Source organism: Desmonostoc muscorum LEGE 12446 (assembly GCF_015207005.2).
In the GTDB taxonomy this organism is placed as follows: domain Bacteria; phylum Cyanobacteriota; class Cyanobacteriia; order Cyanobacteriales; family Nostocaceae; genus Nostoc; species Nostoc muscorum.
Genome location: NZ_JADEXS020000001.1, coordinates 2,378,380 through 2,396,670, shown reverse-complemented (window position 1 = coordinate 2,396,670; position 18,291 = coordinate 2,378,380). Strand labels below are relative to the sequence as shown.

The window sequence follows — 18,291 nt, the reverse complement described above, 5'->3', positions numbered from 1 at the left end:
CACTCCCCACTCACAACTGATTTTGCCGACAAATTCCAAATGCTGAAGTATAGGCGTGTAAGAAGGTTCTGCCACCAACAGGGCCGATTTCACCGCCACAGAAAAAGCCGCCTACAGGAATGTCACTGAGGTAGCGCCTAAATAGTTCGGAATCAAAATTTGGTTTACCATACAGTCCTTCACCTCTTCCCAGACAGGCAAACATCAAAGCAGCTACGGCAGAGGGTTCGGAGTTTCGTTGGTCTTGATAGCTTTGGAGGAGTAATTCTAAATCTTCGGCGGAGGCTTCAGCATCGCGGAGGTGGAATTGCAGCCTTTGACCGGGACGAACGCGATCGCCAATTGCGATCGCTCCTGCTGTAGGATCTACACCAAGAATACCGCGAATTAAAAAGTCTCCCTGTTGTAAAGCTAGCTTAAATTCATCCATTGCCACACCTACGAACAAAGAGTGTTGTGCTAAAGTCCGTTCCTCTTCGCTGAGACTGGCAATCAAATCTCGCAATACTACTAAAGGTACTTGCTCATCTAACTCTAGAATAATATTGCGATCGGCTTTTGTGACTTGCAACGGTTTGCCAATGGGTCGGCATCCTTGGGCGACAATGGTTTCCAAAACAATATTGCCAGTCAAAGCTATGCCAATAGTCCCCTCACGATACAAGCTTTGACCCAAATCGCCGTAGTCATCCTTACAAAATAGGGCAACACGACCACCCATACCCCCACCACTAGCCTGTCCCCCCACTATTACCGATCCTGGATAAGCAAAATCCAGCCCCTGCAACAAATCGTTGATTCCAGAGGCAAAGGAACTAGACAGCAAAATGAACTGGGGTGTGGGGAAGGGTGGTACACCAACCAAATCAAGCCAAGCATCAGGTGAACTGTCCAAGTCAGGTAATTCTTCAGCAACAACATGAAATACCTGAATCTCCACCCCTGGAAGATGCGCTAAAGTCAGACTGATAGCTGGTTCAGCTTCCAGTTCTTGGGTTTCTCCGCTAACTGTTGTGCCAATTACACCTCCACCACTACAGCCAATTAGCACACGCACAGAAAGTTTTTCAGCCAACAAAGGTAATAGTCGAGAATACTCACTCGTAAAAGCAGACGAAATGAAGACCAGCCCTAAATCCGCAGGTGCTGTTAACGACGAGACAGCTCGTTGTACCACATCTGTAACTGCTGCTTCCAATGAATGATGGGTTGATAGGGCGTTTGCCCATTGCATTTGGTCTGCCATGAGTTTTGGGCTTCTTCTGCTTTTTAGGCTAGTAGTTTTTGATTTTTCATTTTGAAAAGAATTGCATCCTACAAGAGTTGACCCCAGTTGTTTGTATTCACCATCCCAGGAAGCTGGGGTTGTCATTCCCTAATACATGCATCTAAATATATTGTATGATTGTCTATCTATAGTACTGATTCCATAAAATCTTAAAAAATAAAGGTGGATGCATTATACATGTGGCAGTTTGCTGTATTGGTTAGAAATCAATAGACTCCAACACTAACTTAATTATCAGCCAAGTGGTTAAAATGGTTAGTAATCAAACCAAAAACTACCATTTTTGAAGTTTTTCTATACTAGTACTAACAACACACAACGAGACTAAAACAATGACCAACATTCAAGAAACAGCAAAGGCCGACATCCAAGAAAAAATCCAAGAAGAAGTCGAACAAGCACGTACTGTCTGTGATATCAACGGTAGCAACTCACCAGAGTGTGCTGCTGCTTGGGATGCAGTAGAAGAATTGCAAGCCGAAGCTTCTCACCAGCGCCAAAGCAAGCCAAAAAACTCTTTTGAACAGTATTGTGATGATAATCCAGACGCGATTGAATGCCGAGTTTACGACGACTAGAAATTGAGGCAACTGAATTTTCTGTTTCTTTGCTCAGCAGGCAACCAGGATCTACTTAGCTGATATCTTGCACTTTGATATCACTCCCGTCTAGAATCGAACTCTCGCCTTTTCACCATCTTTGTCAAGGTGTGGAGAATCGGTGAAATATCTAGAGCTAAGCATTTTTATTTGGGAAGTAAACCTTTACACCCTAATAAACTCGGAGTTTTGTCCAAAACTACCAAATGTATGGTCTCTGGGTAAGTTTTCTAACTCTCCCTGATACTACTACATATAAGTAAGTACAAAATCAAAATTTAGAATCTTTGAGTTGCTTGTTTTTTGGCAAATGCAGAAATTCAGGAAAGTCAATTAAGTAATCGGCAAAGTTTTATTTCGGAATACATGTTACAAAAATATTTGTAACAAATTAGTTCTTTGTAGGGGCGCACAGATGTACGCCCCTACAAACGTATTTTATAGTACAAAGAGAATTCAGGAGTCAGGAACAAAGCCGGAAACGCTCCACTAAGGCGTCAACATAATTCGTAATTGATAATTCGTAATTCGTAGTTACAATCAGTGGGGGCTTGAACCCACCACTGATTGTAGACCACTAAATCTGCATATTTAGTGGGGGCTATGACTCCAACTAATTACGAATTACGTTAGCGCAGCGGGGCGAAGCCCATTACGAATTACGAATTAGTAATTATTTGGTCATAATTTAGTTGGGTATTCTCTAGACTGGCGAATGAATAACCGGTGAAACACCACACCAAATTTAAAATTTGGTGATACTCCTAACTTATTGATTCTGAATTCTGCCTTTTTGTTCAATTATCATTTGAGAAAAACTATGGATTATAATGTTTGGTTCCGCCCTTTTGTCTGGATTGATTACCGACTGGCAGTATTATTTTTGGTAATTATTCCGTTGATTCTGCTGATTTGGGCATTTGTGCAAAAAGCAGAAGGCATACAACGCTTATTAGCTATATACTGGCGAGTATCAAGCCTCCTGGCAATCACCGTTTATCTCATGATTGCCCAGTATCCAGTTAGCTTTCTTTCCGGATTCATGGCTCGGATTTTGATCCCCATTTCGCTATGGTTTTGGGTGGATATCAACGATGAAATTGAGTATCAAACCAGTGGATCTTTAAAGTTTATTTTTACTTCTTGGCGCTGGGCTACAACTGTTTATTGTCTTTTAGGCGTAGTAGCTTCTACACTTTTTTTAAGTTGTGCTTTTTCAGCCAGTGCGCTCAAGACGCCCTATTGTCGCGTCTGGTTCGAGGCTCCGTTAATGTTCAAAGAATATTTCCATGCTAATAGCAAAGCTGAGTTCTTAGGTTTTCTCGGCATAACTAGTTTAGTAATTTATGTGCTTTATTTAAGTTACTTTGTCCTGATTAAGCTAGGCAAGCAAGGACGCACAGCTACACCTCAATAATCGTCGTTGTGCTTCAATTCAAAATTGAAAATTTCAAATTCAAAAAATGAATTCCATTGGCAAGCAACTGGAAGAATATACCGCTAAACGTCGCCAAGAAGTCTTACTGGTAACGGTAGAAATTGCTGGTGAGCAAGATACAATTGCTGTTTTTAAAGGTTTTTCCAGTTCTTTAATGCACCCAACAGCATTTGATCCCGATGTGCCCGTTCTACCAGATGGGGCAATTATTCTCAATATTGACCGAGTAGCTAGTCCCTACAATCCTGAAGCACCTCGTTATATTCAACAAGGAGTTTCTTGGGAAGCTATGCAAGTTCTATTATCAGAGGTGGGAGTCTAACTAATTACAATTTGTATTTACTCACTGACTATCGTAGCTTGCCCTTTAGTTACTATACTTAGAATAGCTAAAACCCCCGATGCCAGCAGGGCTGTTTCATTCCCCAAAGAGCTTTAAAAATCAAGGGTTATAGCAATTAAAAATTAGTTATTTTGTTACCAGCGTGCCCAGAAAATGAACTATTTTACTGATATTTCAGTGTTTAAATGTTCATCTCATCGTCACCCTGACTTATAATTTTCTCGCTAACCATCTTGACAAATCCTGTTTGAAATGGAATGAAACAGCCCTGCCGATGCCAGAGGCTTTAGATCTGCTAATCGGTTGGATGATGCCTGCAAAACAATTACCGCAATATTGAACTGTGGTAGATTCTGTTGAAACGATAAGTTGCGATCGACTGTGATGAAAACATCAAACTCTGCCTCAGCGAGGGCAAGAAGTTGACCATTCTTGACTCCCGCCCATCCCATCTGTGGAACTGTTTTCACCTCGTAGCCAGAAAATTCTCTCGCAAATTTGCGATCAATACACTCATCTAGAAGCAGCCTCATATTATGCCACCATAGCTATGACCTGTCTTCCAGCTTCTTCCAGGAATCCAAGGACTTGCTTTCTAGTTACAGTTGGGAAGCCGTCTAAAAAATCATCAATTGACTCTCCCGCCATTAAATAGTCGAGAAGCGTCTGCACAGGAACCCGCGTACCAGTAAAAACCGGAGTCCCGCCCATAATTTCGGGTGATGCACTAATGATTGAGGAGTTCTTAAGCATAGCTCTTTCATCATTCCTGTTCTCATATTTATAGTTTAGCTATATTATCTGAGTCAGAGTTCCCAAACTGCTCTCCCAGCGCGATCTAAGAAGATGTTTTAAAACCTGCTAGTTTTGGACTTGCAACGATAAACGGTAAAAGTGAGGAGAAAAATGTCGCCTGAGATGGATAGTCTTAAGCCTGGAGATTTGAAGAAAAGAATAGAACGATACAGAGATTCATACGAAGCTCGTTTTAAGCGTAATCAGTACACAAATAACACAATCATAGGCGCTTCCATTTTATTGACTATTTTGATTGCTATTAGTGGCACTAGCCCTGTATTCAAAGACTCACAAAATCCTTGGGCAAACCCTTTGGGCGTGAGTGCTGCGGCATGGTTAGGTCTAATATCTACAGCACTGCTTAGCGTTCAAAAGCTTTATAACGTTCAAGAGAAGATAGCGTTTTACCCAGGATATATTGTGCAAGCTGAGGAGTTAATTGAAGATTTAGACGCAGTTAAAACCGAAGAAGATTTACAAAAGATTCGAGACAGATTTAGAAAGATGCGTGCTGAAGAAGCAACTAAACGTCCTATTGAGAATTCCCTCAGTTAACCCCTTGTTGAATAACCGCAGCCTAATAATCCCGTTGCACCAGAACGCCGCGAAGCAATCGCTGAGGGGCACAAATCATCTGCGTCCGATGAGCGGGAACGTTACCCTGAGAGAAGCAAACTACAGTTGGATCTAAATTGCCGTCTGAAATTGTCTTCTCTAGGAGACGCTACGCGAACAATTTTGAAGAATTATTTTGATTTTTGAATTTACAAAATGTCCCGTTCTGGATACACACTCCCCGTCTTTGCCTGCGCTGCTGCTGTTGCAGCTTTACACTGGTTACACGATCGCCAACCCCTAACTCTAGCATCTGTAGATCTAATTGAACCAAGCCAAATAGCAGAAATCCCCATTGAACAGGTAGCTGGACTATCTGAAAATACAGCTTTAGCGATCGCTCGCAGCGATCCTGGTGATAATCTCGACCTAACTAGAAATACACCAATTTGGGCAATGGTGGAATGGCGAGAAGAGGGTGAAGAGGCTGTAATTATTCAAGGTGGGGAAGGCATTGGCAGACAGATGAATGCTGATGACAAGCCGGCTATTTATGCCTATGCTCGAAGGCTGTTGCAAGAGAATTTGCAACGAATGTTGGCACCTGGGGAAAAAATCACAGTGACGATTATTCTACCAGAAGGGCGATCGCTTGCTGTTAGAACTTCCAATTCTGCTTTTGGTGTGGTTGAAGGACTTTCGCTTTTAGGCACAACCGGCATTTCCCAACCTTTGAGTACACCAGATCAACTTGCAGCTTTTCGGGCTGAATTACAAAATAAAGCCAGTCGTTTTGAGAGTTTGGTATTTTGTATCGGCGAGAATGGCCTAGATTTAGCGCGAAAACTAGGGATTAATCCCGAACAATTGGTGAAAACTGCTAACTGGCTTGGGCCAATGCTAGTAGAAGCTGATGTGCTGGGTGTGAAAGAAATCTTATTATTTGGCTATCACGGGAAGCTGATGAAATTAGCAGGAGGGATTTTTCACACCCATCATCACTTAGCAGATGGACGCAGGGAAATTTTAGCAGCCCACTGTGCGATCGCTGGTTTAAAATCACCAGATATTCAAACTGTGTTTCACAGTCCTACCGCTGAAGCCGCACTCGCACACCTCAGATCCCTGGATGCTTCCACAGGCAGTGATTGGGTAAACCAAGTTTACAGTGCGATCGCCGAAACCATCGATGCTCGTTCCCAAGAATACATCCAAAGTCATAGCGAAAGCGGCACAGAAGTTACAGTCTGTGGCTCGATGCTCTTTGATCGCGATCGCAAAATTATCGTGAAGAGTAAAACAGCCCGTTTGTTGATGGGAAAATTATGTTAACTTATTATGAATAATCGTAAACAATTCACATAAATAACCTTTTAAGTAATCACTTTCGGATAAGTTTATCCTTCTAATACCATCTCCGACTCAGGGCATAGGCTAACGCATATAAATGCGCGTTTGTCAAGGTTATTTATACCATTATCAGCCTGCCCAGGCTGAATAATAGCATCGAGCTATAGGTTACAGGGCATCAATTTATCCTTCACAGACATAACTCTCCCCGTCATGAATACAGCGGTGACTCTACCAACAGAACAGGCTCCCCAAACATTAGAAAATTTTGGACGGCTGAATCGTCAATTGATTGTGATTCTGGACTTCGGCTCCCAATATTCCGAGCTGATTGCCCGTCGCATCCGCGAGACTCAAGTATACTCTGAAGTTTTGTCCTATCGCACTACTTCTGCACATTTGCGCCAACTCAATCCTAAGGGAATCATCCTCTCTGGTGGACCGAATTCGGTTTATGGGGATAACGCTCCCCATTGTGACCCAGAAATCTGGAATTTGGGAATACCCATCTTGGGTGTTTGCTATGGGATGCAGCTAATGGTGAATCAACTCGGTGGGGAAGTGGCAAAAGCCGACCGGGGCGAATACGGGAAAGCATCATTATATATAGATGATCCCACAGATTTGCTCACCAATGTTGAAGATGGGACCACCATGTGGATGAGTCACCAAGACTCAGTTACCCAAATGCCACCAGGGTTTGAATTGCTGGCGCATACAGAAAATACCCCCTGTGCTGCCATTGCCGACCACGAAAGGAAACTTTACGGCGTGCAGTTCCATCCAGAGGTAGTACATTCAGTTGGCGGCATAGCATTAATTCGGAATTTTGTCTACCATATCTGCGATTGTGAACCCACTTGGACAACAGCGGCCTTTGTGGAAGAATCAATTCGGGAAATTCGCGCCAGAGTCGGCGAAAAGCGGGTGCTGTTGGCATTGTCTGGGGGTGTGGATTCTTCGACTTTGGCCTTCTTGTTATATAAAGCCATTGGTGAACAACTGACTTGTGTGTTTATCGACCAAGGCTTTATGCGGAAGTACGAGCCAGAGCGATTGGTGAAGCTGTTCCAAGAGCAGTTTCATATTCCTGTAGAATATGTGAATGCTCGCGATCGCTTTTTAACTGCCATTTCTGGTATTACAGATCCTGAAGAAAAACGTCGCCGCATCGGACACGAATTCATTCGGGTATTTGAAGAAACATCCAAACGTCTCGGTCACTTTGACTATCTGGCTCAAGGTACTCTTTATCCAGATGTCATCGAATCGGCTGATACCAACGTCGATCCCCAAACTGGTGAACGGGTAGCAGTGAAAATTAAGAGCCATCACAATGTCGGTGGTTTACCCAAAGACTTACGATTTAAATTGGTGGAACCACTGCGGAAACTATTTAAAGATGAAGTCCGCAAAGTTGGGCGTTCCATCGGTTTACCAGAAGAAATTGTTCAACGCCAACCTTTCCCTGGCCCTGGTTTAGCAATTCGCATTCTGGGTGAAGTCACCGCCGAACGGTTAAATATTTTGCGCGATGCCGATTTAATCGTGCGGCAAGAAATTAACCAACGCGGCTTGTACCACGATTTTTGGCAAGCATTTGCAGTGTTGCTGCCAATTCGTAGCGTTGGCGTCATGGGAGATCAACGTACCTACGCTTACCCCATTGTTTTGCGAATTGTCACCAGTGAAGATGGGATGACTGCTGATTGGGCAAGAGTGCCTTACGATGTACTGGAAGTGATTTCCACTCGAATTGTGAACGAAGTCAAAGGGGTGAATCGGGTGGTTTATGACATCACCTCCAAGCCGCCTGGAACCATTGAGTGGGAATAATTTAGTTTTTGGTGAGGGGAAGATAAGTTTTTCTTTCCCCACTCCCCACTCCCCACCTCCACCCGTCATCTTTGGGTTGACATAGTACTAGAATTGGGAAAACATCGCCAGGTTTTGATCCCACAATGCAGACGCCAACAGCAAAAAGCGCGAACCAAAACCTCTATGAAACTGATTTCTACGCCTGGACTCAACAACAGGCTAACTTGTTGCGTCATCACCAATGGAGTCAATTGGATTTGTCCAATTTAATTGAGGAAATTGCGTCCTTGGGTAGAAAAGAACGTCAAGAATTGAGAAATCGCCTCAGCGTCTTGATTGGACATTTACTGAAGTGGGAATATCAACCAGAACAACGTAGTCGGAGTTGGTTGGCTACAATTCGCGTCCAACGGCGGGAGATTCTGAAGTTACTGAGTGAAAATCCTAGTTTAAAGCCTTATCTGGCAGAATTACTCCAGGAAGCCTATGAGAATGCGAAGGATTTAGCATCAGGTGAGACGAATCTGCCCCTGTCAACTTTTCCGGGGCAATGTTTATATTCATTGGAGAATATTATTAGCGATCGCTTTTATCCAGGTGCATCTGCAACCGATGAAATAATGGAATAATACTATGCACCTACTGTCGAGTTTTCCATACAGCAGATTTCCAGAAAGCTAATCACGCGAAAAATCCCACAACCAAACTTCCCCTACTCCCCACTCCCTACTCCCTTTTTCATAAGCTAAATTTCAAAGCCAGCTATAAAACTTGTTTTACTTCAAAATTCACCAATTCTGAATCCTGAATTCTGGTGTATGCTTCCTGAAACAGGAACTAGTTCACTGTGTGTTATCGATTCAAGTAAGTCTGGAGATACCTGCCATTGATAATCAGATAATACTGACTGCCGGAGTGGAATTTGAATTACAAACTCTGTCCCTTTACCTGGATTAGAAATACAGCTCAATGAACCACCGTGTTGTTCAGTAACAATTTGATAACTAATCGATAACCCTAAACCTGTACCCTTACCAGCAGGTTTAGTTGTGAAGAAAGGATCGAATAACCGTTTTTGAACCTCTTGTGATATTCCTGGACCATTATCAATAATCCTAATTACAGCATATTCTTCTTTGAAAATATGCGTGTGAATCCAAATAGTAGGGGGAATAAAAGAATCATAAGTGCCTATTACTTCCTCCAAAGCATCAATTGCATTACTGAGGATGTTCATAAACACTTGGTTCATTTTTCCTGCATAGCATTCAACTTTCGGTAAATTACCATATTGTTTCGTGACGTGAATAGTCTGATGCGCCAATTTTGGATTCAGGCGATGTTCGAGAATTCTCAAAGTACTGTCAATACCTTCATGAATATTTACTGTTTTCAGTTCTGATTCATCATGGCGGGAAAAAGTCCGAAAAGACTTGACGATTTCACTAATTCTTTCAGCGCCGATTTCCATTGACGAAAGAAGTTTTGGTAAATCTTCAATCAAGAATTCTAAGTCAATTTCTTTAATTTTTTTCTGAATATCAGCAGTGGAATGAGGAGACTGAATTCGATAAAGCTGTATTAGTTCTATTAAGTTATGGATATAGTAATTAGCGTGATGAATATTGGCATAGATAAAATTGACTGGATTATTAATTTCATGAGCAACACCAGCAACTAATTGGCCTAGAGTAGCTAATTTTTCTGATTGTACAAGCTGCACTTGAGCTTTTTGTAAAGTGTGCAGAGCTTGTGAAAGTTCTTTAGTTCTTTCTGCTACCCGCTGTTCTAAATCCTGAGTCAGCTGCTGCAAAGCGGCTTCTGCGGCAATACGTTCGTCAATTTCTTTTTTCAGACGCAGATTTTGCTCCTCTAATGCTGTGGTTACATTTCGCAGTTGTACATGAACTTGGACACGAGCTAATACTTCTGCTTGTTGAAACGGCTTGGTGATATAGTCTACAGCACCTAGCGACAACCCTTTGACTTTATCTACAGAGTCACTAAGAGCAGTCATAAAAATAATTGGTATATCTTTGGTATTGGCATTAGCTTTTAATCGCCGACAGGTTTCAAATCCGTCAATTCCCGGCATCATTACATCTAACAATATTAATGCTGGTAAATCGTATTCAACTTGTCTGAGGGCACTTTGACCACTAGTTGCCACTGCAACATCAAATCCCGCATCTGTTAGGGCTTCTGAAAGTACTTCTAAGTTGGTGGGAATATCATCAACAATTAAAATTACATTGGTGTCAGATAGATGCATTATGAACCTTGCCAAATTATTAAATGTGATTTAAAATCTGATATTTTAAAATTCAGTTTTTTGAATAAATTCTTGAATAAAATATTGAATTTTCTCAATTTGAAATTCTTGAGATAATTGATAAATTTCTTGAGCGAATGCATTTAATTCATTATCTTCTTGTGTCAGTTGTTTTAATTCTTGTTGTAAAGCTTTAATCCGCCCTTGTAAAGCAAGTTTATATAACTTAGACAGAGCCTCTGATGGCGGAGGTATTATTTGTTTTTTATCAGATAAAAAATTTGGGTTTTGTGCATCAATTTCTAAATCACAGACATCTGCATTTTGACTTTCAGAGTTTTGAGCATAAATCCATTGTAAGTTTAGAGATTTTTGCAGCTTTTCTAGCAAATCAATTGCTTGTACAGGTTTGCTAAGAAAGTCATCACCACCTGCATCTAAACTGTTTTGAATATCAGTTTGATATACACTGGCTGATGAAACAATTACTTTTACATATTTTAAATCAGCATCGTTTCGTAGACGGTCTATCAATTCAAAACCATCCATCACAGGCATTGAAATGTCGGTAATAATTAAATCAGGTCTACACTCGGCTGCTTTTAGTAAACCTTCTTGACCATCACCACATTCTATAACATCAAATCCTAGAGGTTCGAGCAAATTAACAACCACTGAGCGATTTTCCCAACGGTCATCTACGATTAATATTTTTCGTTTTTCACCCTGGAAACCAACGAGAGTTCCTTGGGAAAAAACTTTAGATTTTTCTGCCCACTCTCTTGCTTCAATTACCTCTACATCAAACGCAAAAATACTACCTTGATCTAATTGACTTTGCACTTCTAAACTAGCACCCATGATGCCAACAATTTTTTCACTAATAGTTAATCCTAATCCTGTTCCTTGTGATTGCTTTTTAATATCGCCGACCTGCTCAAATGGTAAAAATATTTTTTCTAATTCTTCATCGGACATACCTACACCAGTATCTTCAACTTGGAAACGAATTCGATAGATTGATGGTTCTCCATTATTGTTGCTTTTCAATTTTTCTTGTTGAACTATAAATTTCACGAAACCTTGATCGGTAAATTTGATAGCATTACCTAGTAAGTTAATTAAAACCTGCCGCAACCTTTTTTCATCAGCCTGGATACCTATAGGCAAATGTTCATCAGCTACGTAGATAAATTGAATATTTTTTTGTTCAGCTTTCATCCGAAAAATTTCCGCAATTCCTTGAAGAAAGGAAGGGAAGTGAAAATTGGTCGGATACAGTTCTATCTTCTGAGCTTCAATTTTGGAAATATCAAGAATATCATTAATCAAAGTCAGTAAATGGGAACCACACTGACTAATCACACTGATACCTTTTTGCTGTTTTGCAGTGAGATTTTTTGAACCTTGAAGGATTTGGGCATAACCTAAAATACCATTGAGAGGTGTGCGTAATTCATGGCTCATATTGGCGAGGAATTCGCTTTTGGCTTTACTAGCACTATCAGCTGCTTCTTTGGCCGCTTGCAGTTCGGCTGTGCGTTTCGCTACTCGCAGTTCCAAGTCCTCAAAAGACTCTTTTAATTGCGATGCCATTTGGTTAAAGGACTGTGCCAAAATTTCGATTTCATCAGCATCCTGTAACTCAGATTGATAGTTTTGCTTGCTATTAACAACCACTCCAGAATCTTGACCCAAACGAATTGCCCTTTGGGCATCAGCTTCTGCCAGCTTCTGGCACTCTTCAAGAATAGGTTGCAAGCGGTTATTGAGTTGACGGATAAACAAAGTGACGACTAACGCTAGTACCAAACCGGCACCTAAGGCACCGCCAACTGCAATGGATAATACTGGGACTAACACAACCGACTGGGGTACTACTGCTAGCATCAACCAGTTGGTACTTTTGACTCTTTGAAATACCCAGTATTTACCCTGTGTCTGGATAAAACCGTCATCATCGGTTTCAATCTGCTGCCATACATCCCTTAACTCTGGTATGTCTTTATAGGTTGCTAGTGATTTAGCTTTCTTTGCGTCGGGTGGATATGCTAACAAATTGCCTTTCTCACTTACGATTACAAAGTAACCTTCTCCTCTAGTTACAGATTCTTTGAGTTGCTTACCTAGAGCCGTCACACTAATATCTATTCCTGTAACACCAATAAGTTGATTACGATCGTCGAAGATAGGACCTGTGTAGGTTGTCAAAGTCAGTCCATACCATTGATATGGCTCTAACCAAATATCTTTTCTGGATGCTACAACTGATGTGTAATAGTATTGTTTGGAGTAATTATCCTGTTGAACATCCACGTAGCGAATATCTTGATGGGGTGCTGGTAAAAGCTGACCTATTTCATTTGGTGCTTTTTGGTCAACATGAAAGTATGGCCAATACCATTGACGGTCTTTTGCTAACTGAAAATCAGTCTGACCAAAACCAAGACCCATAGTCAGGGGTGAACGTTCCTGGAAGAGATCAAAAGCTAATTGCTTATAGGTTTCTGGTTTGATGATTCCCTGACGCTGTATAGTTTTAACTGAAGCAGATATATCGTTTACAGATTGCTCTACTCTAGAAAGATCTCCTTCAATCAACTTAACTTGCTTACTTAGATTACCTCTGATCTCATTCTCTGCCTGACTTTCCATCGCTTTATAGAAGAAGTATGACATAGCACTTAATCCTACTAAAGCACCGCTTAAAACATAAAAAAATAGCCTCGAACCAATAGAATTATGTATGAGTTTTTTTCTAATTTTCATAAGTAATACCCTGCTGCAACTGCATGATGTTGCTCACTTGTATCTACTAAGTATTCATCATTAATAGTTCCTTTATTGATTGCCCAAATAACAATTGCTACAAAAATCTTTAGATAGCAACATAATCACTTAACCTACCGCATATTCCAGGGTAATACCCAACATCAATTTCTACTTAATCATTTATACTCCACATTAAAAACAAACTGGGGTTTTGTTCCTAAATCAACATGGCAGTTTACTCATTCAGGCTTGAAAATGCCACTTGGTAACAGTTGTTGGATTCAGATATCCCGCTGCAATCATCCCATTTGGTTGCTGTTCCCAGCCATTCTTTAGCGGTTGATCTATTTTCTTCAAAATTGCTAAGGGAAGGTACTAAAAAACCACACTGTATGAAATAAGACAAGTATGTACTCAAAAGCTTGGTATTTGCGGGTGGGCAAACTATGGAAGTTTCTCTAAGCCCATTGAGGGTATTTTGATAGTCAAAAGCTTGAGCCGTTAGTAGGAAAGCTTCAAAATAGGTCATATGGGTTTGAGAAGATTTCTCGGTGAATAGTGATTTAATAGGATTTAAAACATTTTCTTGGGAGATATCCAATTGAAGTAACTCTGTTTGCCATTTCTCATTTGGCTGCAATTGAATTGAGTAGCCGAAACTGCGGATTTCGCTCACAAGCTTTTTCCAGGGCAATGGGTGAGGGTTGACAATATGGAAGGCTTTCCCTAGCGATTCTCGTTGTCTTGAGAGATGCACAATTGCTTTACTGGCATAGTCTATGGGAGTTATATTGATCGATTGATCCAGATCGGGCGCAGTTCCTAGTTGAATCATGCCTTTGATGATTCTGGCTATCAAATCATTTATGTGATAAGTGCCTGTTTGACTATGACCTGAGATCATTCCTGGTCTGTAGATGCAAGCAGGAATTCCGCGCGATTGGGCTGCCATTACTAACTGTTCAGCAACCCATTTAGTTTGGGCATAACCCCTAGTTAGTTTTTCACCATCTACCAATAGTTCATCTTCTGGGATCGGTGTTGGATTGTTAAAGATTAGAGGCTCAAGGACATCAATGGTGGAGATAAAGTGGACAGGGGTGACTTTGCCTAAACTGGCTAACCGGAGAATTTCTTGAGTTCCTAACACATTGGTAGCTCGTAGTGCCTTGTACGGATAAATCAGGTTTACGAAAGCCCCAGAATGATAAATTAGGTCGAGCTTATGAGCTAACTCTTGGAACCTTTGATGATTTAACCCTAAAAAAGGTCTTGATAAATCGCCTAATAGGGGAATTATCCTGGAATTTAATTCGCCACTCCAGAGCATGTAACGCTCTAGATTGGTTTGAATTTTGTACCGACCTTCTGCAAAATTAGAGGCACGAACAAGACAGTAAATATCTGCTGATGTTTGTTGCAGAAGTTCGTGTAAGAGAAAAGCACCCAAGAAACCTGTTGCGCCTGTCAACAAGATATGCTTTGGTTCAGTTGTAGGTTCAACAAACGGTATTTCCGGGCGAATTGTTGGGTCTAAGACGGCTTGGGCTAGTAAGTCTACCTTTGTGAATTCCTCAACAGGTTTCATAGAATCCAAATTTTGTAAAACATCAATGGATTTGATTAATCCAGATATCGTCGGTTCTTTAAGCAGGTAGAACAAGGGTAATTTAATGTGAACGATCTCTTCTACTTGAGCAAGTAGCTGAACTGTCAGCAGAGAATGTCCTCCAAGTTCAAAAAAGTTATCCTCAACGCCAACTTGTTCTATTCCTAAAATCTGAGACCAAATTTCAGCCAGCTGGTTTTCTAGTAAAGTAGAAGGTGGGACGTATGCCTCTGTTAACATGGGTCGCTCTTTTTTAGGTTCAGGGAGCGATCGCCGATCAATTTTCCCATTTGGTGTCAAGGGTAGGGTTTCCATAACTACAAATGCTGAAGGAACCATGTAGTCAGGTAGTTTTTCCTTCAGGTAAGTACGTAGTTGGGGAACCAAATTGGTTTTCTGGTTTACTTGAAGAGGATTATTGGCATAAGCACTCAATGGTTTTAACTCTAATGGTTGCTCCGGCAGGACAACAATAGCCCTTTGGTTTGTTGCTTTCAACTGGCTTTGCAGCACAACGTCATAGGTGTCTGGAGTGTTTAACTCAGACCAAGTAATATGGGACTTATAGGGTAGATATTGGCTTATATTCCAAAATTCCTCTGGATGTACTGTAGTTTGTTCAGGGATTTGCCAGAGGGTTTGTTTTAGCTGTCCTACAGTTGGCGGTTGATTGGCACTCGCTAACAGCTCCACTGCCTTCACATCTCGGAAAACCCGAGCATTAGGCACATTGATAATCTTGAGAGTTTTTGGTTGTTTCTCTTGCAGAAATTTGCAGATTTGTGGTATTGATATATCCTGTTGTTGCCAATCCCAACATAAAGGCTCTGCATCTGGATAGACATCTGTCTCAATATGAAGAATGACATCAGAGCGAAACCTAATAAGTTCGTTTTGAGAGTGACCTCGCTTAAGTAAGGTTTGAACATGACTAATACGGGGAATTCTCTGCTTCAAAGCAGGAAAGAAGTCTGGATCAAGCACTAGTTCTCTGTCGCGGAAAATTCGTTCCCGGATCATTTGTTGGAGTTGATGACTGGAAAGAGAAGAAGTAGCTTGGCCCAGTTGAACTGCGGTATGAAAAGTTTCTAGTAACGGTAAACTACGAACGTCACCAATGAAAATCTGCCCTCCCGGTTTGACCAATTTGACACTCTTCTCGATCGCCTGCAACAGATAATCCACACTGGGGAAGTACTGAATCACAGAGTTGATAATCACCGTATCAAAGCTGGCTGGTTCTAATCCTGCAAGTTCATGGGCAGCTCTGTCAGATACCTTTACATGTGACCAATGCTGTGGATCGTTCTTCAGTTGCTGCTCTATATAATGGATAGCTTCTGCCGAAATATCTGTACCTACGTAATGACTACAGTAAGGAGCAATGCGAAATAAAAGTAGTCCCTTTCCACATCCAATCTCTAATACTCGTTGCGGACATAAAGAAAGAATCCGCTCAACAGTGTCGTCAACCCACTCACACACCTCATTTGCTGGTATAAGTAGACCAGTAAAACTATCATTGTAGCCAGCCCAATCTTCAGGAAACTGACTGTAAGTACTGCTCCAAACCTTTTCCCACTGCTGAATTTGCTCAGTATATGACTGTTCTATTAGTTGTGATGATACTAATTTCTCGTGGTGAGTATTGGGAACAACATAGGCAATCAGGCGTTTATTACCAAAATTATCTTCTTTACTAATAACAACAGTCTCTTTGATATATGGATGCTGGCTCAAAACTCTTTCAATATCTCCTAATTCCACGCGAAAGCCACGGATTTTGACTTGATTGTCAATCCGACCAATAAACTCAAGATTTCCATCTGGTAGATAGCGAGCTAAATCTCCGGTTTTGTAAAGGCGTGCTTCGGGTTCGTTACTGAAGGGGTGATGAACAAACCTGTCACGATTTAACTCTGGACGGTTGAGGTAACCTCGCGCAACTCCTTCTCCACCTATGTACACTTCGCCAGGGGTACCAATAGGAGCTATTTTCATTGGATCGTTTTCTCGGCGTTTTGGTTGCTCTAGTAGGTAGATTTGTGTGTTATCAATGGGACGACCAAGAGGTAAGGAATTGCTCCCAGGTTCTACTTTGTAAATCATTGACCAAACAGTAGTTTCCGTGGGTCCATACATATGCCAAAGAGAGCCTCCTTTCTCTAGCAGCTGATTGGCTAGCGATCGCATTAAGGCTTCTCCACCACATAATATTTTCAGTCTTTTATTTCCTTGCCAGCCTGCGGCAAGAACCAGTTGCCATGTCGCTGGGGTTGCCTGTACAAATGTGACTTCTGGCTCAGATAGAACCTTGGCAAGTTCCGCCGCATCGGATGCTACTTGCCGTTCAATCAGCTTAATACGAGCGCCTACGACCAAAGGTAAATATAGGTCTGGGACTGCCATATCAAAGGAAATTGTCGTGATTGCTAGCAACGTATCTTCTGCCGTTAGTCCTGGTTCCCTCTGCATGGAATTTAGGAGGTTGACTACTGAGCGGTGTTTAATCTGAACACCTTTAGGTTTACCTGTAGAACCTGAAGTATAGATGGTATAAGCTAAATTTTCGCCAGTTACTTTACTATGGAGATTTTCTGTGCTGTATTGAGTAATTACCTGCCAATCTGTATCAATACACACAACCCGTACATTTTCTAGCCGTGGTAATTGCTTAATCAGATGCTTTTGAGTCACGAGTATTGGCATCTGGGAGTCTTCCAGCATAAATTCCAAGCGTTCTTGGGGATAGCTAGGATCGACAGGTATATAAGCTCCACCTGCTTTGAGAATGCCTAGTAGTGCAATCACCATGTCTAGCGATCGCTCTACACACACGCCAACCAAAACTTCTGGTTTAACTCCTAGTTTCTGTAAGTAATGCGCTACTTGGTTCGCTTTTTGGTTAAGTTCTTCATAACTTAGTTGCTCATTTTGACAAATAACAGCGACAGCTTGAGGAGATTTTTCAACTTGATTTTCTACTAATTTATGAATTAACGTAAAGTCGAATTTTTCGATCATTTTTTTGGAAGATTTGCAGATAATTACTAAAATATTCACAACTGGAATTACTAGTTTTTTAACTCTAGCTTATGACTGCTAATTTATTATTCACACTAGGTATATATCTGACTGCGCTGTTTTCATCAACCAATCTAACTTGACAAACATTTGCAAAAACAGATTTAATTAATAAAGGATGACAAATACATCCTAGTGTCACAATATTACAGGCAATAAAATTGAGTATGAAAAATCATTATCACTTGAAAATTTTTCTGGATGCCAGAGTGAGATTACTAGAATGATAAATAATGTTTTTTGAGACTTAAATATAATTTTTTCAGTAGTTTTGGTTATATCTTGGCGTGTTTTTTGAAGTTCAAGCCAAGTAAAACATTGTATTTTTTAAAGTAAATATAATGGCAGTTATCGAAAATGCTGAA

Annotated in this window: 13 protein-coding genes; 7 read left to right on the top strand and 6 right to left on the bottom strand. The window is 41.0% G+C overall.

The genetic code is table 11. The features are described 5' to 3' along the window. Positions 1-10: 10 nt before the first annotated feature. The gene (locus IQ276_RS10330) at positions 11-1,246 is read right to left on the bottom strand and encodes an FIST signal transduction protein (RefSeq protein WP_190882854.1); all 1,236 of its coding nucleotides are present in this window, start codon (positions 1,244-1,246) and stop codon (positions 11-13) included. A gap of 374 nt (positions 1,247-1,620) precedes the next feature. Between IQ276_RS10330 and IQ276_RS10325 the strand changes: the two genes are divergently transcribed. The 3 genes from IQ276_RS10325 to IQ276_RS10315 all read left to right on the top strand — a co-directional run bounded on the left by IQ276_RS10325 (position 1,621) and on the right by IQ276_RS10315 (position 3,647). After that, complete coding sequence (locus IQ276_RS10325) at positions 1,621-1,866, top strand: Calvin cycle protein CP12 (RefSeq protein ID WP_190882853.1); 246 nt, start codon at positions 1,621-1,623, stop codon at positions 1,864-1,866. An 841-nt stretch (positions 1,867-2,707) separates the two neighbouring features. Next, positions 2,708-3,304, top strand: coding sequence for a DUF3177 family protein (locus tag IQ276_RS10320; RefSeq protein ID WP_193923907.1), 597 nt, complete (start codon positions 2,708-2,710; stop codon positions 3,302-3,304). Positions 3,305-3,350: 46 nt separating this feature from the next. Then, positions 3,351-3,647 (top strand): DUF7734 family protein, encoded by a 297-nt coding sequence (locus IQ276_RS10315; protein WP_190882851.1) that lies wholly within the window; start codon positions 3,351-3,353, stop codon positions 3,645-3,647. Between the two features lie 245 nt (positions 3,648-3,892). Here the strand turns inward: IQ276_RS10315 and IQ276_RS10310 are convergent, their stop codons facing one another. Beyond that, positions 3,893-4,201: a DUF5615 family PIN-like protein gene (locus IQ276_RS10310; RefSeq protein ID WP_235115573.1), complete on the bottom strand. Its 309-nt coding sequence runs from the start codon at positions 4,199-4,201 to the stop codon at positions 3,893-3,895. Between the two features lies 1 nt (position 4,202). After that, positions 4,203-4,421: a DUF433 domain-containing protein gene (locus IQ276_RS10305; RefSeq protein ID WP_190882849.1), complete on the bottom strand. Its 219-nt coding sequence runs from the start codon at positions 4,419-4,421 to the stop codon at positions 4,203-4,205. Positions 4,422-4,574: 153 nt separating this feature from the next. On the opposite strand from IQ276_RS10305, the gene IQ276_RS10300 reads away from it, so the two are divergent. From IQ276_RS10300 to IQ276_RS10285, 4 genes are all read left to right on the top strand, one after another. Further along, entirely contained in the window at positions 4,575-5,021 is a 447-nt protein-coding gene (locus IQ276_RS10300; protein ID WP_190882848.1) for a hypothetical protein, read from the top strand. A 216-nt stretch (positions 5,022-5,237) separates the two neighbouring features. Further along, complete coding sequence (gene cbiD / locus IQ276_RS10295) at positions 5,238-6,353, top strand: cobalt-precorrin-5B (C(1))-methyltransferase CbiD (RefSeq protein ID WP_193921055.1); 1,116 nt, start codon at positions 5,238-5,240, stop codon at positions 6,351-6,353. Between the two features lie 231 nt (positions 6,354-6,584). Continuing rightward, positions 6,585-8,207, top strand: coding sequence for a glutamine-hydrolyzing GMP synthase (gene guaA, locus IQ276_RS10290; protein WP_193921057.1), 1,623 nt, complete (start codon positions 6,585-6,587; stop codon positions 8,205-8,207). 125 nt (positions 8,208-8,332) lie between these two features. Then, positions 8,333-8,818, top strand: a complete 486-nt coding sequence (locus IQ276_RS10285; protein WP_193921059.1) for a DUF29 domain-containing protein — start codon at positions 8,333-8,335, stop codon at positions 8,816-8,818. Between the two features lie 152 nt (positions 8,819-8,970). Here IQ276_RS10285 and IQ276_RS10280 read toward each other — a convergent pair whose 3' ends face one another. The 3 genes from IQ276_RS10280 to IQ276_RS10270 all read right to left on the bottom strand — a co-directional run bounded on the left by IQ276_RS10280 (position 8,971) and on the right by IQ276_RS10270 (position 17,866). Then, positions 8,971-10,461 carry a hybrid sensor histidine kinase/response regulator gene (locus IQ276_RS10280; RefSeq protein ID WP_193921061.1) on the bottom strand — a complete coding sequence of 497 codons (1,491 nt, stop codon included), beginning with the start codon at positions 10,459-10,461 and terminating at the stop codon, positions 8,971-8,973. A 45-nt stretch (positions 10,462-10,506) separates the two neighbouring features. Continuing rightward, positions 10,507-13,230 (bottom strand): hybrid sensor histidine kinase/response regulator, encoded by a 2,724-nt coding sequence (locus IQ276_RS10275; RefSeq protein WP_235115572.1) that lies wholly within the window; start codon positions 13,228-13,230, stop codon positions 10,507-10,509. Positions 13,231-13,468: 238 nt separating this feature from the next. After that, the gene (locus IQ276_RS10270) at positions 13,469-17,866 is read right to left on the bottom strand and encodes an amino acid adenylation domain-containing protein (protein ID WP_193917107.1); all 4,398 of its coding nucleotides are present in this window, start codon (positions 17,864-17,866) and stop codon (positions 13,469-13,471) included. Positions 17,867-18,291 lie beyond the last annotated feature (425 nt).

Excerpts from the sequence above, each read along its gene's own strand:
- IQ276_RS10270 (WP_193917107.1), bottom strand. The coding sequence starts at position 17,866 with ATGATCGAAAAATTCGACTTTACGTTAATTCATAAATTAGTAGAAAAT.
- IQ276_RS10300 (WP_190882848.1), top strand. The coding sequence starts at position 4,575 with ATGTCGCCTGAGATGGATAGTCTTAAGCCTGGAGATTTGAAGAAAAGA.
- IQ276_RS10280 (WP_193921061.1), bottom strand. The coding sequence starts at position 10,461 with ATGCATCTATCTGACACCAATGTAATTTTAATTGTTGATGATATTCCC.
- cbiD (WP_193921055.1), top strand. The coding sequence starts at position 5,238 with ATGTCCCGTTCTGGATACACACTCCCCGTCTTTGCCTGCGCTGCTGCT.
- IQ276_RS10330 (WP_190882854.1), bottom strand. The coding sequence starts at position 1,246 with ATGGCAGACCAAATGCAATGGGCAAACGCCCTATCAACCCATCATTCA.
- IQ276_RS10320 (WP_193923907.1), top strand. The coding sequence starts at position 2,708 with ATGGATTATAATGTTTGGTTCCGCCCTTTTGTCTGGATTGATTACCGA.
- IQ276_RS10285 (WP_193921059.1), top strand. The coding sequence starts at position 8,333 with ATGCAGACGCCAACAGCAAAAAGCGCGAACCAAAACCTCTATGAAACT.
- guaA (WP_193921057.1), top strand. The coding sequence starts at position 6,585 with ATGAATACAGCGGTGACTCTACCAACAGAACAGGCTCCCCAAACATTA.
- IQ276_RS10275 (WP_235115572.1), bottom strand. The coding sequence starts at position 13,230 with ATGAAAATTAGAAAAAAACTCATACATAATTCTATTGGTTCGAGGCTA.
- IQ276_RS10305 (WP_190882849.1), bottom strand. The coding sequence starts at position 4,421 with ATGCTTAAGAACTCCTCAATCATTAGTGCATCACCCGAAATTATGGGC.
- IQ276_RS10315 (WP_190882851.1), top strand. The coding sequence starts at position 3,351 with ATGAATTCCATTGGCAAGCAACTGGAAGAATATACCGCTAAACGTCGC.
- IQ276_RS10325 (WP_190882853.1), top strand. The coding sequence starts at position 1,621 with ATGACCAACATTCAAGAAACAGCAAAGGCCGACATCCAAGAAAAAATC.
- IQ276_RS10310 (WP_235115573.1), bottom strand. The coding sequence starts at position 4,201 with ATGAGGCTGCTTCTAGATGAGTGTATTGATCGCAAATTTGCGAGAGAA.